We start from the raw sequence: 23,904 nt of genomic DNA, 5'->3' as shown, positions 1-23,904 counted from the left end.
CGGCTTAGAGCAGCTTGTCAATGATTGCCGACATCTCGTCAACCGAAAGGGCTCCAGCGTATTTCTGTCCATTGATGAAGAAAGTTGGCGTGGCGTTCACACCAAATTCCGTCGAACCGCGTTCCATCGTTGCTCTCACATCATCGAGAACTTGCTGGTTCGTCAAGCAAGCCTTGAATGACTCCTGTGTAAAACCTGCAAGTTTTGCGATCTGGAGCAGTGCAGCTTCGCCATCAGCGGCGCCAGCCCATTGCTGCTGCTGCTTGAAGAAGACTTCAACCATCGGGAAGTAACGATCTTCCGGTGCGCAGCGAGCGAGCATGAAAGCAGCGGTTGCGCGTGGATCGAACGGGAACTCGCGGAAAATCAGCTTTGCCTTGCCGGTATCGATGTATTTTTCCTTGATGGTCGGGAAAGTGTTGATTGCAAAATCAGCGCAATGCGAACAGGTCAGCGATGCATATTCGACGATCGTGACTGGAGCATCGGCCTTACCATAGACCATGTCCTTGAGCTTGCCAGGCTCTGCGACTTTGGCGGCATCGATGGTGGCTTCGGCGCTGCGGGACTGAGCGCTTGCATTGCCAGCAAGAGCCAACCCTGCGGCAGCTGCGCCTGCAAGAGAAATAACATGTCTGCGGTTAAGCGTTGCAGGCATACGAATCATCCAGTCCTGTTTAAATGTTGACGTTTAGAAGCAATTTAGGGTGGCGGATGACTAATCACCAGCCCTCACTTGATCAAATGAAGTTCAGCACGACTGTTGGATCAAATTTAAGGCAAGCCGCTCACTTCTTCGTGGCGCGTTTCTCAGCGAGTATATTTTTGCCAAGGCGGGCAAGCGCGGCGCGCAGAGCATCGTCCTCAATACCGTCCGTTGCCTTATCGATACGCCGTTCTTCTGAAGGCGCCAGAGGAGCCATTCGCTTTGGCTTCCGCCTGAAATCAAGCGCAGGCGGCTTCTGCTCAATCTTTATGCGACCTATAGCCGAGAAGCCAAGGAAGCCATTCACACGACTGATAATTTCACCCGTTTCGTGCTGGATCTGCAAAGCAGAAAAACCTTCGCAGGCGATAATCAGCGTAGCGGGACTGAATGGATCGTCTTCATGCAGGCGCCGCGGCCATATAATGCGCAGCGGGCGTGATGAAGCACCTATTGCCGGGCCGACAATATCTTCCCAGGATTGCAGCAATGAGAGATTGATACCCGCACGCTTCTGCAACATCGGGTCCATCAAACCAGATGCCATATCTGCCAGAGGGCGGAAGCCTCTTTTGGGTTTACGTTCGCTCATCGCGTTCCATTATAGCCGCGAAACCACTCAACAAACAAAGGAATACCTTCATCGAGCGTGGTTTTAGGGCTGAAACCAAGATCGCGCGCAGCAAGTGTAATATCAGCATAGGTGCGCGGAACGTCGGCAGCTGGCATCGGTTCAAGTTTGCGGATCGCTTGCTTGCCACATGCTTTTTCAATCTCCGAGATGAAATCGCTGAGCATGACCGGGCGATTATTGCCGAGGTTATAGACAGGCGCAGTTTGTTCGGGCTGTTCAATGATGCGTTTCACGGCGCCTAAAACGCCACTCACGATGTCATCAACAAATGTGAAATCTCGCTGCATTTCACCATTGTTGAAAACACGGATCGGCTCGCCCTTGAGGATCGCCGAGGTGAACAGCCATGGCGCCATGTCCGGGCGTCCGAACGGGCCATAGACCGTAAAGAAGCGCAAACCCGTCGAATGAAGGCCGTGAACATGCTTGTAAGACACGGCCAAAAGTTCGCCTGAGCGCTTTGTAGCGGCATAGACCGAAACCGGATGGTCAACCGCATCGCTCTCAGAAAACGGAATTTTTTCGTTAGCACCATAGACTGACGACGAGCTGGCATAAACGACTGGCGGACGCTTTTCGAGCTTAAGAGCCGTTTCAAAAACGCTCACCTGCCCCATGACATTGGCCGACACATAGGCTGCCGGGTTCTCGATAGAATAGCGAACACCAGCCTGGGCTGCGAGATGCACGATGACATCGACATCACGATCAGCACCAATTGCTGTATTGAAAGCTTCCGCATCGGAAACATCCGCTTGCGCAAAACGAAAGCCGTCGCGTGGATTCAGCTTGGCAAGACGCGTTTCCTTGAGGTCAACCTGATAATAATCATTAAGATTATCGATACCGATGACCTGCCATCCCTCATCCAGAAGGCGCGCTGCGGTGTGAAAGCCGATGAAACCAGCGGCGCCCGTCACGATTGCTTTCATGGATGTCATTTCCTGCAAATGTAGTTTGTAAGGCCAGCGCGGCGCAAAGCCATAATGCGGCGTGATGCTGCTGCATTCAGCGCTGCGAGGAAGAACATCACCGACGAGATCGTAACCTCATGCAGCAATGGATTATGCAACATGCCGTAGCTGCCACAAACCACCGCAAAGTAAATCAAGGCTCGGCGCATAGCCCAACTATCGGAGTTGCGCCAAAGATGCACAAAAATCGCCAGGAACGCCGCAAACATAAAAAACAATCCGATGATGCCATCGTTCAGCAATTCATCGAGCACAGTGTTATGGACGTGGCGAAATCCCTCCAACAGAGCAGCTTGCTCTCCAGCTTGCGCCCGGACTACGTCCATTTTCGTATAAGCACCAACCCCCGCTATCGGATTTTGCTCGATAACCTTTGCAGCACTCGTCCACATGACTTCGCGGATATCTGCCGAAATTTTATCTTTCCATTGCGAGCTATCACCACTGTCGTAGTATTCAACCATTCCCGCAAAACGTTTGGAGATGATATCTCCAACAGGTCCTACAACGACAAGAGCCGCGAGAGCGGCCACCATGGCTGCATAAGCAGCTCCCTGTTGTCGAATACTAAAGCGTTTGAGGAATAATATGACTTCGATCGCGGCAAAAACCGGCAGCACAACAATAACTGCCCGCGTTTCCGACGCCAGAACAGAAACCAAACCCAAAATCAGCCAATGAGGGCCGTTTGGAAGATAGCGATGAGTTTTACCAATTGGAATAGCGGCTGAAATAGCTGCCACGCCTGCGACAAAGGCAAAGACCGCCTCATTGCCACCAACACCAATCCGCCCACCCTCAGCGAATACAAGGTAAATAACCGCAAGGACGGCCATAATGACACCGACACGCGATCCTAGCACATAGGCCCGAAGGGGGTTCCGAACCAGCAGCATTCCGGGACCTGCAAAGGCGAATACCGTGATCAAAAGCGTGTAGCCAATTTGTCGGTTGTTAGCGAACGGCTCTCCACGGAACAGAATGAGGCCTAAAGACCAACCAGCATAAAGTAGAACGAATATGTAGAATTTCTTAGCAAATAGACGGGTCGCTGCGTGACGAGCAAAACTGAGATAGATACCAATGCATGAAAATACAAAAAGAATGATTGGGCCCAATCCTAATCGGATGGGTATCGCTGCAGATGCAAGGCCTAGAACCCAATGGTCCACCCGCCGGCGAAGAAGAAAAGATTTTTTTAGAAATGCCACTTAAACCTCTTTCAGGCTATTTCGCCTTAGAGCGTATGCGATTCGCCTGATATAGTCAGTTGCTCTAAACAACAACGTTGTCAGCCGTTTGTATGCAGGTAAACGCGTTTTGGCGTAGCCTTGTCTACCTTGTGCTATAGTAGATATTAGTATTTCTGACAGAGCGACAACGGGCTTATTGGTCGTGAAGATTTCATAACTGCCCGCCCATCCACGCTCCAATGCAACATCATATGGAAGATACATAGGCTTTATCGCCGTAAGTAGCCGCTTGGCCCCCTCAAGTGTAACGATGTAGGCAGCAGAGCTGCCCAAAGGTCCATGCATACACCGACCAATCGTAAATCCCGCACCTAAAGTGTGAAAATTGCGGTAGCTATTTGTGCGATGATTGACGAGTTTTATAATATCCCAGCCTGCCAACTTACGGGCTGCGGCTAAAAACGGAAGAAACTCCGGTGTGAATTCCACGTCATCTTCAACGATGACTGCAAAAGGCTCGTTTTCAGCGATTATTGTTTCAAGCGCACGTATATGGCTGAAATAACATCCGATTTCAGCAGGGAGTGGAATTTTTCCATGCCATCGGCGGAAGTTAGTCTCGTCCAAATCGGTAAGCTCTTCTGGAGCAAGGAGTTTACCCTCGACTGCTTCTACGCGACGAATATCAATGGAGAATGCATCAGCGCTTGCTCGCAGGGCGTCCCATCTGTCCTGAGAGCGAGCAAGATTGATGGCGTAAACCGGGACAGAACCAACCACGGGCTCTCCTTAATTTCTATTCTCTTGGCAGCTCAGTGAGGCGATGCCACGCATTAATTTCTATCAATTCTAAACAAAGGTCTCTAATCAGAGATGAGTACCTCTCCCGACACTTAAATCATACCGGAAAAATGCTTAATACCTGCGTTAGCCACAGAACTGGACGAATTCTTGACTGGTATGATCGGCACCATCGTATTCTACCATGGCGTGTATCACCATCAGAGCAATCGCGCGGCATCAAGGCTGACCCTTACCGGATATGGCTTTCGGAGATCATGCTTCAACAAACAACGGTTGAAGCGGTCAAATCCTACTTCACCAAATTTGTCGAACGCTGGCCGGATGTCATGGCTATGGCCGCTGCGAGCGAAGACGACATTTTGCGAGCCTGGGCAGGACTTGGCTATTATTCGCGCGCGCGCAATCTCAAAAAATGCGCAGATCTGGTTGCAGCTCAGTATGCCGGAAGCTTCCCCACAACCGCTGCCGAGTTAAAAGAGCTACCGGGCATTGGCGATTATACGTCTGCGGCGATCGCAGCAATTGCGTTTGGTCAGCCAGCAGCCGTAGTGGACGGCAATGTCGAGCGTGTTATTTCACGTCTCTATGCTATCGACACTCCTCTTCCTGCAGCTAAAGCAGAAATCCGCCTCCTTATGGGAGAGTTGACACCTGCAGACAGGCCTGGTGATTTTGCGCAAGCAGTCATGGATTTAGGCGCAACCATCTGCACACCGCGTCGCCCAGCTTGCGCGATCTGTCCTGTCAATGACGGCTGCGAAGCTCTTACAAAGCGCGACCCGGAAGAATTTCCCGTCAAAGCCCCTAAAGCGTCGAAGCCAATCCGAATGGGCGCTGCTTTCGTTGCAATCGCCGATGATGGTTCCGTTTTGTTGCGCAAACGCAAAGGTGAAGGTCTGCTTGCTGGCATGACAGAAGTGCCGGGCAGTCACTGGACGGCACGTATTGATGGCGACGCAACGGTAGATGCCGCTCCTTTTGCTGGCGACTGGGTCGCTTCAGGGAGCATCACGCATGTCTTCACACATTTCGAATTGCGCCTTTCCGTCTATTCAGCCGCCAACGTCACCAAGCACGATATTACAGAAGGCTGGTGGTCTTCGCCTTCCGAACTTGAAGGCGAAGCACTGCCAACTGTCATGAAAAAGGCAATTACTGCCGCTATTCCAGACGCATTCAAACGGGGGAGGAAAAACCGTTGACCAATCAAGTCAAACACGTCGTTTTCGATATTGGAAAAGTGCTGTTGCATTATGACCCAGAGCTTGCCTATCTCGATGTGATCCCTGACGAGGCAGAGCGCCGCTGGTTTCTGGAGAATATCTGCACAGGCGCTTGGAATATCGAACAGGATCGTGGCCGCAGCTGGCAGGATGCTGAAGCGCTGCTGATTGAAGCGCACCCAAAAAAGAGCAGTCACATTCGCGCATTTCGCCAAAACTGGAATCTGATGGTGCCCCATTCCTACGATGACAGTGTTGCAATACTGCGCGGACTTATTGCTGAGGGCAATGACGTAACCATGCTCACGAACTTCGCTTCCGACACATTACGTGAAGCGCAAGGACGGTTTCCGTTTCTGACGGAGAGCCGCGGCGTCACGGTCTCAGGCGATATCCGTATGTTGAAACCAGACCGCGAAATTTACGAGCATCACGTTGCAAGCTTCGATCTTGATCCTGCTGCAACGCTTTTTATCGATGACAGTCCGGCCAATGTGGAAGGTGCTAAAGCAGCCGGTTGGCAGGCTGTGCATTTCACCGGCGCACCTAAATTGGCAGACGATCTGAGAAGCCTCGGTCTCTCATTCTGATCCAAAAAACACCTAAACAGAAAAAGACCCCCGAAGCGAAACACTTCGGGGGTCTTTTCATCAGACTTTGTTGGAGGTCGTCCGATAGTAAGCTCTACAGCATAATTCCTTAAATATGCTGCAAATATAGAGTGTTAGAGCGCATTCCGAAAAGTGCGATGCGGTTTTCGGAACAAGATGTGCGCAAAAACAAATGGATCAAGATTAAGCGCCTGCGACAGCCATCTGATCGCGGATCACCTTGCGCAGATCATCGATAGGCTTCAGCATACCTGCCTCTTCATAGTGCCAGAATGTCCAGCCATTGCAGGCATCAAATCCCTGTACCTTGGCCCCAATGCGATGGATCGAACCCGCTTCACCATTCGCAGCCAGTGTGCCATCAGCACGAACGATGGCCGCATGACGACGGCGTGCATCAGAAAGAACTGTGCCCGGACGTAGGAGACCTGCTTCCATGATCGAGGTGAAGGCCACCCGCGGCTCTGCACGCTTGCCGGTCATAACCGTCAGTTCGGCCTTGCCCAGCGGTTCGACCGCATCAATGCGAGCGGTTGCCGCATCGATATAGGTCTGCTCCCGTTCGATACCAACGAAGTGGCGACCGAGGCGCTTTGCAACAGCACCCGTGGTGCCGGAACCGAAGAACGGATCAAGAATAACGTCGCCCGGCTTGCTCGAGGCCATCATGATACGGGCAAGCAGTGCTTCCGGCTTTTGCGTCGGATGAACTTTGTCGCCGTTTTCATCTTTCAGGCGTTCTGAGCCCGTGCAGATTGGGAACAGCCAATCAGAGCGCATCTGTACGTCGTCATTAGCAGCCTTCATGGCGTCGTAATTGAAGGTGTAACCTTTGCCCTTTGCATCTCGCGAAGCCCAGATCAGCGTTTCATGCGCGTTCTGGAAACGACGACCGCGGAAGTTCGGCATCGGATTGGTCTTGCGCCAGACGATATCGTTGAGCAGCCAGAAACCGATATCCTGCAACTGCGTGCCGACGCGGAAGATGTTGTGGTAAGAACCGATGACCCAGATAGTGCCATTTGGCTTCAGAACGCGGCGGCAGGCCAGAAGCCATGCGCGAGTGAAAGCATCATAGGCCTGAAAGCTTTCAAACTGGTCCCAATGATCATCAACGGCGCTGACCATCGTCTGATCAGGGCGATGGAGATCACCACCAAGCTGAAGATTGTATGGAGGATCGGCGAAAATGACGTCCACCGAGTGATCAGGAAGGCGTTCCAGAGCGGCAACGCAATCACCCTTGATGATAGAGTCGAGCCAAGCGGTACGTGGGGCCTCAATAGGCAACTCATGTGCAAGACGTACTAGGGACATGGGATACTCGATTACCTGTGAACGCTAAAAACTTGTCCTTATGGTTACTGAGTAGGGTAAATATGCGGTTAACGCCAAGTGATTGAAATCGTAAACCTTTTCTTAATTGAACGGTAAAGGCCCGCGTTTCCGGCACTTTTGCGAGCGATATGGCTTAAACAGTTTTCTTCCAGCCATATTAAAGCCGTCAACAAATTGCAGTGCAGAAATGCAATATGACGCAATCAATAAGGCTTGGTTATTCGTTTTGCGCCTATAATTGCCTTCAAGTGATTTGCTTCAACGTGCTGCTTGTCCGAAAACCGTTTCATATTTTGGACTGCAACCCGAGACTGATAAGCGTACCTGTTCTATGTGTCTGACATGAATATCAACGAGCTGCGCCACAACCGGTATTTGCGGGTTCTTTTCGTACCCTTCCGTATGCGCGCGCTTGTGCGCGGCAGTGAAATTGGTCTCGCTATCGCGGGCGTGGTTATCGGCGTGATTTCCGCGCTTGCTGTTGCAGCAATTGGCGGAATTTCTCAGTGGATGCACCAAGCTCTGTTCGGTCTTGCGGAAGGGGAGCGGCTCAGCTCCGCCTCGGAACTGAGTTCCAGCGCTTACATTGCTCCACTCGCGGGCGGCATCCTCATGGGCATTGTCATATGGGTACTGGCGCGCTGGCGTAAACGTCCCATCGTTGACCCCATTGAAGCCAATGCTTTGCACGGCGGCCATCTTTCGCTGACGGACAGTTTTATCCTCGTCGGGCAGAACCTTATTTCCAACGGGTTTGGTGCGTCCGTCGGGCTTGAAGCAGCTTATACGCAGCTCGCCAGTGGTTTCGCATCGCGTATCGGACGTGCACTGAAATTGCGCCGCGCCGATTTGCGTACTTTAGTTGGATGTGGTGCAGCAGCCGCGATTGCAAGCGCCTTTAACGCACCGCTGACCGGCGCTTTCTACGCGTTTGAACTCATTATCGGCGTTTACTCGATTGCCACTCTTGCACCTGTGGTGGTCGCCGCAATCGTCGGCATGTTGGTCACACAAGCCATCGGTGGTCCGCCTTTTGTCATTCACATCGGACCTTTGGATAGCATTGCGGCACGCGACTATGTGCCTGCACTGGTTCTCGGCTTTCTTGCTGCTGGCATCGCCATTCTCATCATGCGTGGTGTGACAACAGTTGAGCGTGTCGCACGCAAAAGCGTGGTCCCAACAGTTCTCGCTCCAGCCATTGGTGGCGCAATTGTCGGCATGATCGCTTTCGTCTCGCCACAAGTTCTGGCTTCCGGCCATGGCGCCCTGCATCTCGACCTGAATGCCAATCTAACCATTCCGGTTTTGCTGCTGCTAATTTTCAGCAAGTCACTGGCTTCAGCCATCTCAATCGGTTCAGGATTTCGCGGCGGCTTGTTCTTCGCGTCCCTGTTTCTTGGCGCGCTTACTGGAAAGCTCTTTGCAGCCGTGACCGGCTATGTCTTACCACTTACGCTTGAACCAGAGGTCTACGCTGTGATCGGCATGAGTTCGATGGCCGTCGCCATCGTTGGCGGCCCATTGACGATGACGTTTCTGGCTCTCGAATTGACTGGCGATTTCCCAATTGCGATGCTTGTGCTAGGTGCCGTCGTGTCTTCATCTCTGATGGTTCGCAAAACCTTCGGCTACTCCTTCGCAACCTGGCGTTTCCACTTGCGCGGTGAAGCTATACGTTCCGCACACGATATTGGCTGGATACGTAACCTGACTGTCACCCGGATGATGCGTCATGACGTGCGTACGGTGCAGATCGACACAGATATCGAAACATTCCGCCACGACTTTCCGCTTGGTTCGACACAGCGCGTCATCGCCGTCGATAGTGATGGCCGATATGTCGGCATGATTCCCGTTCCTGCTGCCTATTCCGAGAGTTTCGACACAACGGATGAGACACGCAGTATCTCCGAATTGTTGCGCTATCAGGATGAGTTCCTGCTTCCACAGATGAATGCCAAAGAAGCTGTTGCGCGTTTTGACCGTGCGGAAGCTGAAGCACTCGCAGTCATCAACAATGCACAGGACCGCAAAGTGCTGGGGCTTTTGAGTGAAGCACATACATTGCGTCGCTATAGTGAAGAACTAGATCGCCGCCGCCGTGAGGTTTCAGGCGAGGTCTAAGTTTACTGGCTTGTTTGGGAAGTGGGTTCGCTTCCGTTGTTTTCCGGCGTTGCACGGTAATAATACGGGGTAGCAAAAATAAAAGTTAGAACGACGATAACTGCCAGAACAAACAGTACAACGGATTTACGCATCGAATTCTCCTTTGAGAGCGCATCAGGGAGAGCCTAAGCAAGCTTCACGGTGATACACGCCAAGTATGTTTGTCAGATCGCATCACGCTCCGACCAAGAGAAAACGGTCAGCAATTGATATCGTTCCTGATATCCCTTCATCCTTGAAGACGCCGAGTTTGACGCCTAAGTCATAAAGGTGTAGCTCATCGGCGATAGTTCGGTGGGTGCTATTACCCCCACACCTCCCACACAAAGGCTTTTTGAAATGGCGGCTCCGTCCCTGATTATTTTTGACTGTGATGGCGTATTGGTGGACTCGGAATTCATCGCCGCACAAGTGGATGCCGCCCTTCTCACTGAAGCCGGTTATCCAATTGAAGCGGAAGAAGTGGGTGAGCGTTTCGCAGGCCTTACATGGCAGGACATCCTTCTCACCGTTGAGCGTGAAGCTGGAATTCCGCTTTCGGCGTCCCTGCTCGATAAAGCCGACAAGCTGCTGGATGAACGCCTTAAGAACGAAGTTCAAGCGATTGAAGATATCGTCGAAGTCGTTTCAGCTCTTGGCCTTCCAAAGTGCATCTGCTCGAACTCGACCAGCGCTCGCCTTGAACTCATGCTGAAGCGCGTCGGCCTCTACGATCTTTTTGAACCGAACATCTTCTCGTCTCGTGAAGTTGGCTCCAAGAAGCCAAAGCCTGCACCAGACGTCTTCCTTCATGCAGCGAAGCACTTCGGCGTCGATCCGGCTGATGTAATTGTTATTGAAGATTCAGCCCACGGCATTCATGGCGCGCGCGCTGCGGGTATGCGCGTCATCGGCTTCACCGGAGGCGCTCACACCTATCCCGGACATGCAGACAAGCTGACTGATGCAGGAGCGGAAACAGTTATTCACCGCCACAAGGATCTTCCGGGCGTGATCGAAGCACTGTCAATTTGGACGGATGCCTGATTTTCGTCCATTTCTCCGGAATGGATTTTCGGGAGAATTATAGCCGCTGGTGCAATTGATGCAGCATATTCTCGCTGCATCAGTTCATGGAAATGAAGCAATTCTGTCCGCTTAAAGCGCATCCCGAAAAGTGTGAAACGGTTCTCGGAACAAGATGCGCGTTAAAACAGATGATTAGAGCGCTCAGGCAGCGCTACGCTTGCTCTTGCCCTTCGACGCGGCATTTAGTGTCGCAAGCAGCTCTTCAGATTCGCTTTCGCTCAATCCGATCAGCACGCGTTCACCCAGTGAAGCAGGTTCGCCTGAGATCGTATCGAAGATAGCCCAGGTATCCGTCGGTTCAAGCACGCGTTCATATTTCTGTTTCATGGGCATAGACCAGAGCGGTTTCTGTGAGCCGCCCCATCCTCTTGTTTCGTTGCAGTTTCAGTCGAAGATGATTGCGCCCGAACTCCAGATGCAGTCATCTCTGTTGATACTGTTCTAGCGCAAACCTCTTGCTATTCACTTCACACAAGCGGTTTAATTTAATTAGAATCTTATAGATTTGTCCTATAGTTAAATATCTATTTCGAAGTAGGCGTCTTTGCCTGTCCGCGTTTTTTGGAGATCTTAGAACCAACGACAAGCGCTTGAGCGAACTTGGCATCAACCGGCTTTCCGAAAAACCATCCCTGCCCTGAAATATCGCCACTAATGCTGCGAAAATATTCCGCCTGAGCAGCGGTTTCGATACCTTCAACGACGATATCGAGATTATGTCCATGCGCCATGGAAATGATCTGCGGAACGATCGAAACCTTGCCATCCTCGTCACCCACGGTTCGGGTGAAAGTCTTATCGATCTTGATCGCGTCGACCTGCAACTCTCCCAGATAGGCAAGACTGGAATAGCCAGTACCGAAGTCGTCGATATAGATGCGGTGGCCCCGCTCACGCAGGTCCTTGATACCTTCGGAAGCCTTAGAAAAATCAACAGCAGTGCGTTCAGTCAGCTCCAGCCCAATCTGATGGGGATCAATGTCGGCAGCAAGCAAGCGCTGTTCAAGTGCTGCCCTGAAGGTTGGATTCTGCACATCGCCTGCCGTCATATTGATATTGATACATAAATCGCGCTGCTCACGAAGCAGTTCACCCATTTCTGCAAGCATATGATCGACGACGTAGATAGTGATCCTGTCAGCAATCCCCGCAGTTTCCGCACGCGCTATAAACAAATCGGGCGGGACAAAATCGCCTTTCGTTATTTCCCAGCGAATTAGCGCCTCAAAACCGGTAATTCTACCACTGCCGATGCAGACAACGGGTTGATAAACCAGTGTCAGACTATTCGCCGCCAGAGCCTTCTTCAAAAGTGAAACCAATGATCGGTCGCGATTGCGATAGTAATTCCAACCGACACCGAGCCCTGCTCCTACGCATGTGCCAAGAACTGTGAACAGGACAGGCAAAATGCCATCCGACTGCGTATGCCAGCTTTCCGACGTCGCCAGAGCAATACAAACACCCGTGACGGGATCGCAGGTGTTTTCCCGCAGGATATCGTCTCCAACACCGAAAAATCGACTATTCCTCGTCGGTACAAAACTATTCTGGACATTGCCGGGAAATTCATCCGGAAAGCTGTAGAGACGAGCAGATTTTGTTTTATCGGAATTCACGAGAAAAACTGCGAAATGATACTGCGAGACATGCAGAGCATCAAAAGCAACCGAACTTAATACGACATTGGCTTCAGCCCGCCCCATGACAGGCCCATGACTACCGGGCGTGAGCAGCTGATGGTCGCCATAAACATAAGTTCCGTCTCCCAAAAGCACATCTTCAGTCGAGCGTACCTCATCGGTGTCAATGTCGTTTAACAAGGTCGAGCACTGAAGGCGATCATTGATAAGACGACCGATGTCTTTGATATGATAGGCACTGAACAGCAGTTCTCTCAAATAACGTTTATCGTCGTCTGAGCAGACCAGGTAAGGTGAGCGGTTCGTTTGTTCCAGAGTTTTCCGGGCGGAAGTAACAATGCGGTTTGCCTGAGACATGAGCACGGTCATATACGCGTCCATGTCGCGTTCTTCTTCAAGAAGCTGGAAACGTTCTCCGGTCCATTTGCCTATTATTGCGCCAAGCAGCAGCATGACGACGACCAGGATATAAACAGGCAAAATAACAGACCTGCGTTGAAGTCCCATCAGAAAACCTGCCGTTTCAATATCGACAATCGACAATCCAGTTTAAAACTGCGCCGCCATACTTATATGGCGCATAAAAACAAATAATGTAAATGAATAATGCTCAAATATTCTTGCTAAAGATCAAAATCAAACTTTCAAAAAAGCAATATATAATACAGTACTAAAACTTTCGGAGCACTATAATTAGCAATTAATTCAAAGTTCAAGTCTAAAAAAGGCGCTCACAATCACGGTGAACGCCTCTTTTGATTATCAGTTTCCAGCTGCATCAGTAATGTCGATGCATATTCTTAGAACGCCCATGTGACTGGATCAGATCGGCGTTCTAAATTGAGAAATTATTTGGTGTTGTACGGACCTTCGTCGAAGCCCACAAAAATCTGAACGCTGCGAGCACTTTCAGACGGCACCGTAATTCCCTTGTCGTTAAAGACGAACTGCGTAGCACCGCCACCGCTGGTAACACTAACAGCCTGTTTGTGGAGCTTGGAGTAGATCACCTTGTCGCCCTGAACCACGGCAACGCGCACCGGCATAGTGACATTTCCGCTCTTGTACTTCGGACCCGGTACGACCTTACCAGCCGCTGCTACATCAAGGGTGATAGTCCCTTCGCCATATTGGCAGCTGCGAGTGGTGTCGGTCAAAGCAGCCTGATAAATCACCCGGCTTGCATCTTTATCGCCGCCTTTTTCATAAGTGTTGAAATAGGCTGTACCGTCACGCAACGTGACGGATGGGCAAAAGGCGCGAAGCTCCGATTCCTTCACACGAGGCTGGCTTGCGTCCGTAAGCGCGCCATCCGCAGACTTCTGCGTGCCGCTTGTGGTGCAGCCTGCAAGCGCTGCGAGCAAAACCGTTGCAAAGACTGGAAACAACGATGAACGATTCTGTAATGCTTTCTGCATAAACCGGGCTTCCCTGCACTGATCGACCTGTTCTATACCACTACGCAATGCATAGCGTGAGGGTGTTTTCCTGTTTTTTGTCGCCAAGAGCAACCCCATCCCTCAAAGGTTGCTTTAATTCTTGCGGCTTTTTTAGGGACGCTCTATTGCATTGACGGCTAAAAATCTGCCTCGACCCGAAATGAAGGCCTTTGAGATGAAATATATCAGTACCCGCGGCGAAGCACCTGTTCTGGGGTTCAGCGACGCTTTGCTCGCCGGACTTGCCCGCGACGGCGGTCTTTATCTCCCACAGGAATATCCGCAGTTCAGCGCCGATCAGATCCGCGATCTTCGTGGAAAATCCTATGTGGATATCGCATTGGCCGTGCTGACACCCTTCACTGGCGGCGAGATTCCTCAGGCCGATTTCGAACGCATGGTACGCGAAGCTTATAGCTCCTTCCGCCACGATGCTGTCTGCCCATTGGTTCAGACCGGCGCGAACGAATATGTACTTGAGCTGTTTCATGGCCCGACACTCGCCTTTAAAGACGTCGCCATGCAGCTCCTTGCGCGCATGATGGACTACGTTCTTGCCCAACGCGGCGAGCGCGCGACCATTGTTGGCGCGACATCCGGCGATACGGGTGGTGCGGCTATCGAAGCCTTTGGCGGTCGCGATAACACCGATATCTTCATTCTCTTCCCGAATGGCCGTGTGTCTCCGGTGCAGCAGCGCCAGATGACCAGCTCGGGCTTCTCGAATGTTCATGCCCTTTCCATCGAAGGCAATTTCGACGACTGCCAGAACCTCGTCAAAGGCATGTTCAACGACCTTCAATTCCGCGACAGCATTTCGCTATCCGGCGTAAATTCGATCAACTGGGGACGCATCATGTCCCAGGTGGTTTACTATTTCTCCGCAGCATTGAGCCTTGGCGCGCCAGATCGCGCAATCTCGTTTACCGTGCCAACCGGCAATTTCGGCGATATTTTTGCGGGTTATGTCGCCAAAAAAATGGGCTTGCCAATCGAGCGCCTCATTATTGCGACCAATGACAACGACATTCTTTCGCGCACGCTTCAAACCGGCGCTTATGAAATGCGCGGCGTCGAACAGACCACGTCGCCATCGATGGACATTCAAATTTCGTCCAACTTTGAGCGCCTGCTGTTTGAAGCACATGATCGTGATGCGGCGGCGGTGCGCGGTTTGATGGAAGGCCTGAAGCAATCGGGAGGCTTCACCATTTCCGAAAAGCCGCTTGCTGCTATCCGCAGCGAGTTTTCGGCTGGTCGCTCTTCGGTTGAAGAAACGGCGCAAACCATTCAATCTGTTCTGGAAACCGACGGTTATCTGCTGGACCCACACTCGGCGATTGCGGTTAAGGTCGCTCGCGAAAATGTGTCTGAAGCAGCTCCAATGGTGGTTCTGGCAACCGCACATCCGGCCAAATTCCCCGATGCTGTAAAGGCTGCAAGCGGTGTTACTCCAGCGCTTCCGGCATGGCTTTCGGACCTTATGGAACGAAAAGAAAGTTTCACGGTTCTTCACAACGACCTGAAAATCGTGGAAGAATACGTTCGCCGTCATTCTCGGGCATGAATTCAAACCTTTTGCGAGAATAAGAACGGGAACCCGAATGGGACTATGGGAGCATTTTTCTGATGGGTGTTGAAGTAACGCGTCTTTCCAACGGCCTGACAATTGCCACCGATAACATGCCGCATGTGGAAAGTGTTGCGTTGGGTATCTGGGTCAAAGCTGGTGCTCGAAATGAAGCGCCTGACCGGCATGGCATAGCCCACCTCCTTGAACATATGGCGTTCAAAGGGACGGAAAAGCGCACGGCCTGGCAAATTGCCTCCGACATTGAAAATGTGGGTGGCGAGATAAACGCAGCTACGAGCGTCGAAACCACGTCCTATTACGCGCGTGTCTTGCGCAATGACGTGCCGCTGGCAATCGATATTCTCGCTGATATCCTGACCGCCTCGAAGTTCGATGAAGCCGAGCTTGAACGCGAGAAGCAGGTTATCATGCAGGAGATCGGTGCGGCGCATGATACGCCTGACGATATCGTTTTCGACCGGTTTACGGAAACGGCCTATCGTCATCAGCCTATCGGCCGCGCCATTCTGGGCGAGCCGGATACGGTGATGTCGTTTACGTCCGCTGATCTTCGTCAGTATATGGACGAGCAATACAGCGCCGACCGCATGGTTGTGACCGCAGCTGGCGGCATCGATCACGATCAGTTCGTGAAAGAAGTGGAACAGCGCCTGGGTGGTTTCCGTGCCCATAACACGGCCCCTACGCTTGACCTCGCAACCTATGTTGGCGGCGACTTCCGTGAAGATCGTGATCTGATGGATGCGCAAGTTCTGATCGGCTTTGAAGGTCGCGCCTATCATGTACGCGACTTCTACGCCTCTCAGCTTCTGTCGATGATTCTGGGCGGCGGCATGTCCTCACGCCTGTTCCAGGAAGTGCGCGAGAAGCGTGGCCTTTGTTATTCGGTCTATGCGTTCCATTGGGGCTTCTCTGACACCGGCCTGTTCGGCATTCATGCAGCAACCGGTCGTGATGAGCTTGTCGAGCTTCTGCCCGTCATCATTGATGAGCTGCATAAGGCTGCAGACTCCATTCAGCTCGAAGAAGTGAACCGTGCTCGTGCGCAGTATAGTGCTAGCCTGCTGATGTCACAGGAAAGTGCTGCCAGCCGTGCAGGTCAGCTTGCGCGTCAGTTCCTGCTTTATGGCCGTCCGGTTGCAAACAGTGAGCTGATGGACCGCCTGTCGCAGATCACCCCTGAACGTCTGAGTGATCTTGCAGGCCGACTGTTCCTCGACACCAAGCCGACAATTGCCGGTGTTGGTCCGGTCGGACGCTTGATGAGCTTTGATCGGCTGACTGATGCGCTTTCGACGAGCGCGCATACAAGGAAGATTGCTGTCTAAGGGAAATAGGGGGAACCAGGGTGGGCTTGCTTGAATCAACAGAGCGATACTGTTTGTTCATTTTTTAAAACGCACGCCCTCACTCCCCTACCCCCTGTTCTCATAACAATACAGGAACCCGCATGATCGGCCTGCCATTCCGGCGCAGCAATCCGACAGTTCTTCGCGGTCCACGCGTTTACATACGCGAACCGATGATGAGCGATTTTGCCGCCTGGACCAGCCTGCGGGCGCAAAGCCGGGCTTTTCTCACCCCATGGGAACCCACCTGGGCCGACGACGAACTTACAAAAAGTGCTTTTCGCTATCGGATACGCCGCGTTCAGGACGAAATGTCTGACGGAACCGGCTATCCGTTTTTTATTTTTCGCAACAACGACCACCAGATTGTCGGCGGTATAACGCTCGGCAACATCAAGCGCGGCGTGGGTCAGAATGGCATGGTCGGCTATTGGAGCGGCGCTTCATTTGCCGGAAAAGGCTATATGACCGAGGCACTCAATCTGGTTATCCCCTTTGCATTCGGTCAACTGAGGTTGCACCGAATTGAAGCTGCCTGTATTCCCCATAATGTTCGTTCGATACGGCTTCTCGAAAAAGCCGGATTTCAGAGAGAAGGACTGTTGCGCTCCTATCTCAAGATAAACGGCTTCTGGCAGGATCACCTGCTGTTTGCTCTGATAGAAAGCGACAAACGCATGATCAATGGCAAGGTTGAACGCTCGTGAACGGTCTTACAGACAAGTTATTTTCAACTCTTGCGCGGTTTCTCGCGCTTATCGTCTTTGTGACCTTTTCAGTCGTTCAGGCATCTGCTGTTGAACCTATAAAAATCTCGAAGGAAGATACTGCCCTTGATCTTTCGCGCGCTGTTGAGCTGCTGCGTAATCAGGGCGAAAGCGTTCAGGTCTCTACAGCTCCCGGTGCTGATGGCATTGTTCGCCGCATTGAGGTGCAGGCTGATCCAAATTCCAACGCATCCGGTGACTGGGCCGCGTTTTCCATTGCCAACCCGACAGACGAGCAGATCGACCGCCTGATTGTTGCACCACACTTCCGTCTGGTCGGCTCTGGCGTCATCTGGCCGGATCTTGGTTCGCCGCGCATTTCATCGATTACGCCCAGTGAAGGCTTTGCGCTTGATCGTCAGCCAAGTGCCGATGCCGACGTTTTCCGCATCACGCTCAATCCGGGTACGGTTGTCACCTTCGTTGCAGAGCTTTCCTCGCATAATCTGCCACAGCTCTATCTGTGGGAGCCAGAAGCCTACAAGGATGCGGTTAACTCCTACACGCTTTATCGCGGCATTCTACTTGGCATTTCGGGTCTTCTGGCCCTGTTCCTGACCATTCTCTTCGTCGTCAAGGGAACCTCACTGTTTCCGGCCACCGCGGCCCTTGCATGGGCAGTTCTTGCCTATATCTGCGTTGACTTCGGCTTCTGGAACAAGCTGATGGAGATAACGCCCGGAAATGAGCAAGTCTGGCGAGCGGGCACCGAAGTAGCCCTTGCCGCCTCTCTGGTGATTTTCCTGTTCACCTATCTCAACCTCAATCGCTGGCACGACCATTTCAGCTATGGTGCCGTTACATGGGTTCTCGGCCTTCTGGCGCTCGCAGGCGTTGCGGTTTTCGACCCACCAATTGCTTCGGGTATTGCGCGCATGTCGCTGGCATTGACCGTTGCGTCAGGCATTTTCATCATCGGTTATCTTGCCGTCAAAGGCTATGATCGAGCGGTGATGCTGATCCCCGCATGGTTGCTCACGCTCATATGGCTCCTCGGCGCATGGATGACGGTTTCGGGTAAACTGGATAATGACATCATCCAACCCGCGCTTGGCGGCGGTCTTGTGCTTATTGTATTGCTGATTGGCTTCACTGTCATGCAGCACGCCTTTTCAGGCGGAGCACTTCAGCAAGGTCTGCTTTCTGACATGGAACGCCAGGCACTTGCTGTGATTGGTGCAGGTGACATTGTCTGGGATTGGGACGTACCGCGTGACCGTGTTGTCACAACGCCAGATATCGCAAACTATCTCGGCAACACAGCAAGTTCACTGCAAGGCCCAGTCCGTAACTGGCTGCCGGCCATGCACGCTGATGATCGCGACCGTTTCCGGTCCACACTCGATGCCGTTCTCGAAAATCGACGCGGCCGAATTGGACAGATTTTCCGCTTGCGCGCCAATGATGGTCATTACCACTGGTATGCGCTGCGTGCTCGCCCCGTGATTGGTTCAGACGGTGAGATTGTCCGCTGCGTCGGCACATTGATTAACGTGACTGAGCAGAAAAAAGCCGAAGAACGTCTGCTGCACGATGCCGTGCATGACAATCTGACTGGCTTGCCAAATCGTGAGCTTTTCCTCGACCGCCTAAGCAATGTGATGAACATGGCGCGGGGCGAGAGCAGATTGCATCCGACCGTGTTTATTATCGACATTGACCGTTTCAAGCAGGTCAATGACAGTCTCGGCATGTCAGCAGGCGATACAATCCTGCTCACCATTTCTCGCCGCTTGTCGCGCCTGATGAAGCCACAGGATACGCTTTCGCGCCTGTCTTCTGATCAGTTTGGCCTCCTCCTTGCCTCTGAAAGCGACCCGGGGCGTATTGCTTCCTTTGCTGAAGCCCTCCGTCAGGCAGTCCGCGCGCCTATCGCCTATGCAAAACGCGAAATCGTGCTGACAGCATCAGTCGGCCTCATCACCTGGACGAAGACTGCATCAACAGCCGAAGATTTCGTCAAGGATGCAGAACTTGCGATGCATCAGGCCAAGCGCTTCGGCGGCGACCGCATCGAACCGTTCCGCCCAGCATTCCGCGCCATTGGCAGCGACAAGTTGCAGCTCGAATCCGATTTGCGCCGTGCGCTTGAGCGCGATGAAATCAGTCTCGTTTATCAGCCAATTGTCCGATTGGACGAAGGAACAATTGCAGGCTTTGAAGCTCTGATGCGTTGGGAGCATCCGCGCCGTGGTGCGATCCCACCATCGGAATTCATTCCGATTGCAGAGAGCTCTGGTCTGATCGTGCAGCTCGGTCTGTTTGCTATTCAGCGTGCGGCAGAAGATCTGTTCGCTTGGCAAGAACAGTTTTCCAAGCTCGATCTGTTTGTGTCAGTCAATCTTTCGAGCACGCAATTGATACGACAAGACCTCATCAATGATGTGCGCTCGGTTCTCTCGCGCATTCACCTCAATCCGGGTAGCCTCAAACTCGAATTGACAGAATCCGTTCTGATGGAAAATCCCGAGCAATCGGCTCATGTGCTGGCGCGCTTGAAAACTATGGGTGTTGGACTGTCGCTTGACGATTTCGGCACTGGCTATTCGTCGCTCGCTTATCTTACCCGCTTCCCGTTCGATATAATCAAGATCGACCGCTCATTCGTTAAAGGCGACCAACCGCAGAAAACCACACTTCTGCGCTCTATCGTCAGCATGGCCCATGACCTCGGTCTCGCTGTCGTGACAGAAGGCGTCGATAGCGAAAGCGATGCGCTTCAACTGCGCCAGATGGGTTGTGAATATGTGCAGAGCTTCATGTTCGGCGAACCGTCGAGCCGCGATGAAGCGACACGCCTGATCCGAGAGCAGCAGGATTCTGCTGCAGCGTGATTTTAGGGAACAGGCACCTAGCGTTACGCTTCTACTGCTCTAATTCACGCATGACCTGCTTCGGAAACGAGCCGGGTCACATCAATGCCCATACGAGCCATCAGCCGGTCGTACTTTCCGGCAATGTCGCTGTCGAACAGCATGTCCATGGGAGCAGGACATGCGAGCCAGCCGTTTTCGGCAAATTCCATATCAAGCTGCCCAGGAGACCAGCCCGAATATCCGAGCGTCATAAGAGCCTGAGCAGGGCCGCCCCCGCCATAGATAGCGCGTAGGATATCGACCGTTGCTGTCAGGCACACATCTTCTGAAACAGGCATGGTGGAATCCACCATGTAATCATCGGTGTGGAGCACAAAGCCGCGCGTGCGATCCACAGGCCCGCCATTGCGCACGATCATGTTCTGCGCACGCGAGGGAAGAACGATCAGATCCTCATCGTCGATAACCCCAATCTGGCGAAGCAGATCGGGGAAACCTACCGGCTGAAGCTGATTGATAATGAAGCCCATCGCGCCTTCTTCAGAATGCGCACAGATATAGACCACAGCGCGGGCGAAGCGCTCGTCGTTCATTCCGGGCATGGCGAGCAGGAATTGCCCGTTCAAGAAACCCTGCTCCTGGTTTGGCTTCCTGAGAATGGTCATAGCTATCAAGGTAGCAAGACTGCGCCAAATGACAATGAAAATCGTGCATAGTTCCTTATTGTTTCGAACGGGCTTGATTTCCGGTTGCTTAATGAAGCAACCTCTCCGCGAAGAAATGCAATTAATGATTGAGAAGAATCACTAGCATGTTGATGTATATAGTTGTAGTTTCAGCAGTATTTTTCCTGGCTTACTCTATATATGCGCAGGTCAGACTTTCTCCGCTTATCGATTACATCAGACAAAGCCCATCAATGACGAAGGCGATCGGAGATGTGTCTGATCTCTATTATCTTTTCACCATGCCACGCGGTAACTATCGTTTTGCGCTATATCTCTGGCACAACCCTACACCGCCCGATGAAATCGCTTCAAATTTCGCGGATTATGACAGGCTGCGCATCATATCCAATATCGCGTTTCTGTTTCATCTTGGTCTCGGCTTTCTGATCTTTTCTAGTGTCGCGCTGCAATTGTTGCTGAAACACTGAACTACAATTTGCACGCATAAAATCAGCCTTGATAGAAACATGATTTTCTACCAATCTCGCCGCATGAGATCTTTGAAGTTTCTTGTCCTCCCTTTGCTCATGAGTGCAGCATTTTCTGCGCAGGCCGCTACATCTGACTGGTCGGAAACGCCGGGCGGCAAAGTGCGCGTTATTATCGAAGATGCAAAGCCAGATGGCGAAGTGCGCGGCGCGTTGCAGATCGATCTTAACCCGGGCTGGAAAACCTATTGGCGCAATCCGGGTGATGCAGGCGTACCGCCGCAGCTTAGCATTGAAGGTGACACTTTTGCGCGGATCGACTTCCCTGCCCCCGTGCATTTTGGCGCTGGGGATGAAGGCGGTATCGGTTACAAGCACTCGGTGTCATTGCCATTGACCTTCCACGTAAAGCCCGGCGAGCAACGCCTGAAAGGACATGTTTTCCTTGGCGTTTGTGAGAAAATCTGCATTCCCGTTCAGGCTCAGTTTGATTTTCCATTGAATTTAACCTCTGCACAATCGCCCCAAGCCATTGCCGCGCGTACGATCATCGAAACAGCCTTTGATCGGCTGCCAACTCCCGCATCGGCTGAATTCGGCATAAAAACCGCCAAGCGGGAGGATAGCAAAGCGGTTTTCGAGATCGCACTTCCCGATGCACAAGCACCTGCTGAACTGTTTGTCGGAAGCGACCAGCTTAGCCTTTCCGAAGCAAAGCGCCAGAGCGCTAGCGACCAGTCGCGCTTCGCAGCAACGCTACATGGTAAAGCCGCAGACGGCGCACTGATCGACTATACGCTGGTTCAGAATGGTAAAGCAGTTTCCGGACAAGTCCGGCTGGATTAACGTGCAAGATCAGTAATTTGAAATTGTGGAATGGGCTATTATCAGCTTAAATGCCTTTGCCATGTTTCAAGCATGGGCACTCGAAATTCAGCCATCATAAAGGTGGGCCATAACGGCAAAAGCTCACCTTCAGGAGAAAAACGATGACGATCAAAGTTGGTGACAAGCTGCCCGCAGCAACCTTCAAGGTAAAGACCGCAGACGGCGTCAAAGAAGTGACGACCGACGAAGTTTTCGCTGGCAAGAAGGTTGTTCTGTTTGCGGTTCCCGGCGCTTTCACGCCAACCTGCAGTCTTAACCACCTGCCTGGCTATCTCGAAAACCGCGACACCATCCTTGCAAAAGGCGTTGATCAGATCGCAGTCGTTGCCGTGAATGACGCTTTCGTTATGGGCGCATGGGCACAGAGCACAGGCGGCGAAGGCAAGATTCTCTATCTCGCTGACGGTTCGGCCCTGTTCACCAAAGCTCTCGGTCTGGAACTGGATGCGACCGCTGGTGGCCTTGGCATCCGCTCGAAGCGCTATTCGGCAATTGTTGAAGACGGCGTGCTCAAGACCCTCAACATCGAAGAACAGGCTGGTCAGGCCGCAACTTCAAGTGCTGCGACCCTCATCGAGCAGCTTTAATCCAAATCTTTATGCGCCCTGCTTTTCCGGCAGGGCGCGCATTTCACGCGTGAGCCATTTTTCAAGTGCCAGCGTATCCGGTTGCCCTGCCCTGTGCGGCGCAATCCAGAGCAACATTCGACGCGGCCCCGGACGGAAGCCAAAAGGCGCTACCAGACGTCCCGATGCAATATGCTCGGCAACCAGCATATGCGGTACGACCGCCACGCCCAGCCCGCACAGCACCGCCTGAATCAGCAGATAGAAATGATGGAACGTGGATTTTGGCTCTGGCGCCGGGAAATCCGCATGTGCCGCTTTTTGCCAGTCAGCAAATGCTTTAAGACGCGTTTGCGTGGCAAGTATAGCTGCTTGGTTCAAGTCGGCAGGCGTTATCAACGGGCATTGTGCAAGATAGGACGGCGCACAGACAAGTCCGATCGCTTCACGACCCATATCACGAATGACCGCATCTGCTGGCGGTTCGATAATGCTTGAGCGGATGGCTATGCCGATCTTGTCGCGCATAAAATCGATGCGATCATAGTTCATGTTGAACTGCAGTTCGATGCCCGGATAGCGATCATGGAATCGGCCAATGCGCGGGATGATCCACTCCATCATGATTGAGGACGAACACGACAAGGTCAGTGGTCCCGGTTTCACCCGCTCTATACTGCCTTCAATAATTGAAAATGCGCTGGCCAATCCCTCAGCCAGTCGCGCACCTTCGGGCGTGGGATCGCTCAGTCGCGCATTGCGTGTAAGCAAAAGTACCCCAAGGGAATCCTCCAGTGATCGTATCTGACGGCTAACTGCCCCATGCGTCACGCATAATTCCTCTGCCGCCCTCGTCATCGAGCGATGGCGTGCGACGGCTTCAAAAGCCTTTAGCGCGTTCAAAGAAGGCAATGGACGCATGGAAACTCCCGTTCGTATCTGAGCATACCTGTGAGGTTATATCAC

23 protein-coding genes are annotated in these 23,904 nt (G+C 52.3%); 11 read left to right on the top strand and 12 right to left on the bottom strand.

Going from position 1 to position 23,904, the window contains the following annotated elements; all coding sequences use genetic code 11:
* Window positions 1-4: 4 nt before the first annotated feature.
* From CEV34_RS09975 to CEV34_RS09955, 5 genes are all read right to left on the bottom strand, one after another.
* Complete coding sequence (locus tag CEV34_RS09975) at window positions 5-658, bottom strand: DsbA family protein (protein ID WP_007874076.1); 654 nt, start codon at window positions 656-658, stop codon at window positions 5-7.
* A gap of 130 nt (window positions 659-788) precedes the next feature.
* Window positions 789-1,298, bottom strand: a complete 510-nt coding sequence (locus CEV34_RS09970) for a DUF721 domain-containing protein (protein WP_007874074.1) — start codon at window positions 1,296-1,298, stop codon at window positions 789-791.
* Window positions 1,295-2,272, bottom strand: a complete 978-nt coding sequence (locus CEV34_RS09965; RefSeq protein ID WP_007874072.1) for an SDR family NAD(P)-dependent oxidoreductase — start codon at window positions 2,270-2,272, stop codon at window positions 1,295-1,297. The genes CEV34_RS09970 and CEV34_RS09965 overlap by 4 nt, the downstream gene beginning before the upstream one ends.
* A 5-nt stretch (window positions 2,273-2,277) precedes the next feature.
* Entirely contained in the window at window positions 2,278-3,525 is a 1,248-nt protein-coding gene (locus CEV34_RS09960; RefSeq protein ID WP_094543538.1) for an O-antigen ligase family protein, read from the bottom strand.
* Window positions 3,526-4,287: a glycosyltransferase family 25 protein gene (locus CEV34_RS09955; RefSeq protein ID WP_007874067.1), complete on the bottom strand. Its 762-nt coding sequence runs from the start codon at window positions 4,285-4,287 to the stop codon at window positions 3,526-3,528.
* 131 nt (window positions 4,288-4,418) lie between these two features.
* On the opposite strand from CEV34_RS09955, the gene mutY reads away from it, so the two are divergent.
* Both mutY and CEV34_RS09945 read left to right on the top strand, forming a co-directional pair.
* Window positions 4,419-5,513: an A/G-specific adenine glycosylase gene (gene mutY, locus CEV34_RS09950; protein ID WP_051063903.1), complete on the top strand. Its 1,095-nt coding sequence runs from the start codon at window positions 4,419-4,421 to the stop codon at window positions 5,511-5,513.
* Entirely contained in the window at window positions 5,510-6,124 is a 615-nt protein-coding gene (locus CEV34_RS09945) for an HAD family hydrolase (RefSeq protein ID WP_007874059.1), read from the top strand. The genes mutY and CEV34_RS09945 overlap by 4 nt, the downstream gene beginning before the upstream one ends.
* Window positions 6,125-6,328: 204 nt before the next feature.
* Here CEV34_RS09945 and CEV34_RS09940 read toward each other — a convergent pair whose 3' ends face one another.
* On the bottom strand, window positions 6,329-7,462 hold the full coding sequence (locus CEV34_RS09940; protein WP_007874058.1) for a site-specific DNA-methyltransferase: 1,134 nt from the start codon (window positions 7,460-7,462) through the stop codon (window positions 6,329-6,331).
* Window positions 7,463-7,825: 363 nt separating this feature from the next.
* Between CEV34_RS09940 and CEV34_RS09935 the strand changes: the two genes are divergently transcribed.
* On the top strand, window positions 7,826-9,610 hold the full coding sequence (locus CEV34_RS09935; protein WP_007874057.1) for a chloride channel protein: 1,785 nt from the start codon (window positions 7,826-7,828) through the stop codon (window positions 9,608-9,610).
* Window positions 9,611-9,612: 2 nt separating this feature from the next.
* Here the strand turns inward: CEV34_RS09935 and CEV34_RS27535 are convergent, their stop codons facing one another.
* Window positions 9,613-9,744, bottom strand: coding sequence for a hypothetical protein (locus CEV34_RS27535; RefSeq protein WP_256443839.1), 132 nt, complete (start codon window positions 9,742-9,744; stop codon window positions 9,613-9,615).
* A gap of 247 nt (window positions 9,745-9,991) precedes the next feature.
* On the opposite strand from CEV34_RS27535, the gene CEV34_RS09930 reads away from it, so the two are divergent.
* Window positions 9,992-10,678: an HAD family hydrolase gene (locus CEV34_RS09930; protein WP_007874055.1), complete on the top strand. Its 687-nt coding sequence runs from the start codon at window positions 9,992-9,994 to the stop codon at window positions 10,676-10,678.
* Window positions 10,679-10,861: 183 nt separating this feature from the next.
* Here CEV34_RS09930 and CEV34_RS09925 read toward each other — a convergent pair whose 3' ends face one another.
* From CEV34_RS09925 to CEV34_RS09915, 3 genes are all read right to left on the bottom strand, one after another.
* On the bottom strand, window positions 10,862-11,047 hold the full coding sequence (locus tag CEV34_RS09925) for a hypothetical protein (protein WP_007874053.1): 186 nt from the start codon (window positions 11,045-11,047) through the stop codon (window positions 10,862-10,864).
* A gap of 197 nt (window positions 11,048-11,244) precedes the next feature.
* The gene (locus tag CEV34_RS09920; protein ID WP_039859570.1) at window positions 11,245-12,870 is read right to left on the bottom strand and encodes an EAL domain-containing protein; all 1,626 of its coding nucleotides are present in this window, start codon (window positions 12,868-12,870) and stop codon (window positions 11,245-11,247) included.
* 341 nt (window positions 12,871-13,211) lie between these two features.
* Window positions 13,212-13,781, bottom strand: coding sequence for a hypothetical protein (locus CEV34_RS09915; protein ID WP_007874049.1), 570 nt, complete (start codon window positions 13,779-13,781; stop codon window positions 13,212-13,214).
* A gap of 196 nt (window positions 13,782-13,977) precedes the next feature.
* Between CEV34_RS09915 and thrC the strand changes: the two genes are divergently transcribed.
* The 4 genes from thrC (at window position 13,978) to CEV34_RS09895 (ending at window position 20,346) form a co-directional block, all read left to right on the top strand.
* Entirely contained in the window at window positions 13,978-15,369 is a 1,392-nt protein-coding gene (gene thrC / locus CEV34_RS09910; RefSeq protein WP_007874044.1) for a threonine synthase, read from the top strand.
* A gap of 62 nt (window positions 15,370-15,431) precedes the next feature.
* Complete coding sequence (locus tag CEV34_RS09905; RefSeq protein WP_007874043.1) at window positions 15,432-16,724, top strand: M16 family metallopeptidase; 1,293 nt, start codon at window positions 15,432-15,434, stop codon at window positions 16,722-16,724.
* A gap of 122 nt (window positions 16,725-16,846) precedes the next feature.
* Window positions 16,847-17,452 (top strand): GNAT family N-acetyltransferase, encoded by a 606-nt coding sequence (locus CEV34_RS09900; RefSeq protein WP_007874042.1) that lies wholly within the window; start codon window positions 16,847-16,849, stop codon window positions 17,450-17,452.
* Window positions 17,449-20,346: an EAL domain-containing protein gene (locus tag CEV34_RS09895; protein WP_007874040.1), complete on the top strand. Its 2,898-nt coding sequence runs from the start codon at window positions 17,449-17,451 to the stop codon at window positions 20,344-20,346. Before CEV34_RS09900 ends, CEV34_RS09895 begins: the two co-directional genes overlap by 4 nt.
* Before the next feature lie 44 nt (window positions 20,347-20,390).
* Here the strand turns inward: CEV34_RS09895 and CEV34_RS09890 are convergent, their stop codons facing one another.
* Window positions 20,391-20,993, bottom strand: a complete 603-nt coding sequence (locus CEV34_RS09890) for a YqgE/AlgH family protein (RefSeq protein WP_007874038.1) — start codon at window positions 20,991-20,993, stop codon at window positions 20,391-20,393.
* A gap of 254 nt (window positions 20,994-21,247) precedes the next feature.
* On the opposite strand from CEV34_RS09890, the gene CEV34_RS09885 reads away from it, so the two are divergent.
* The 3 genes from CEV34_RS09885 (at window position 21,248) to CEV34_RS09875 (ending at window position 22,959) form a co-directional block, all read left to right on the top strand.
* Window positions 21,248-21,484 carry a hypothetical protein gene (locus CEV34_RS09885; RefSeq protein ID WP_007874036.1) on the top strand — a complete coding sequence of 79 codons (237 nt, stop codon included), beginning with the start codon at window positions 21,248-21,250 and terminating at the stop codon, window positions 21,482-21,484.
* Window positions 21,485-21,547: 63 nt separating this feature from the next.
* On the top strand, window positions 21,548-22,330 hold the full coding sequence (locus CEV34_RS09880; protein WP_079212551.1) for a protein-disulfide reductase DsbD domain-containing protein: 783 nt from the start codon (window positions 21,548-21,550) through the stop codon (window positions 22,328-22,330).
* A 143-nt stretch (window positions 22,331-22,473) separates the two neighbouring features.
* Window positions 22,474-22,959, top strand: a complete 486-nt coding sequence (locus CEV34_RS09875; protein WP_007874034.1) for a peroxiredoxin — start codon at window positions 22,474-22,476, stop codon at window positions 22,957-22,959.
* Between the two features lie 9 nt (window positions 22,960-22,968).
* On the opposite strand, the gene CEV34_RS09870 is transcribed toward CEV34_RS09875, so the two are convergent.
* Entirely contained in the window at window positions 22,969-23,859 is an 891-nt protein-coding gene (locus tag CEV34_RS09870) for a LysR substrate-binding domain-containing protein (protein WP_039859543.1), read from the bottom strand.
* Window positions 23,860-23,904 lie beyond the last annotated feature (45 nt).

This window comes from Brucella pseudogrignonensis, assembly GCF_002252525.1.
In the GTDB taxonomy this organism is placed as follows: Bacteria; Pseudomonadota; Alphaproteobacteria; order Rhizobiales; family Rhizobiaceae; genus Brucella; species Brucella pseudogrignonensis.
The sequence above is the reverse complement of the archived record's forward strand: the minus strand, read 5'-3'. Positions and strand labels throughout refer to the sequence as shown.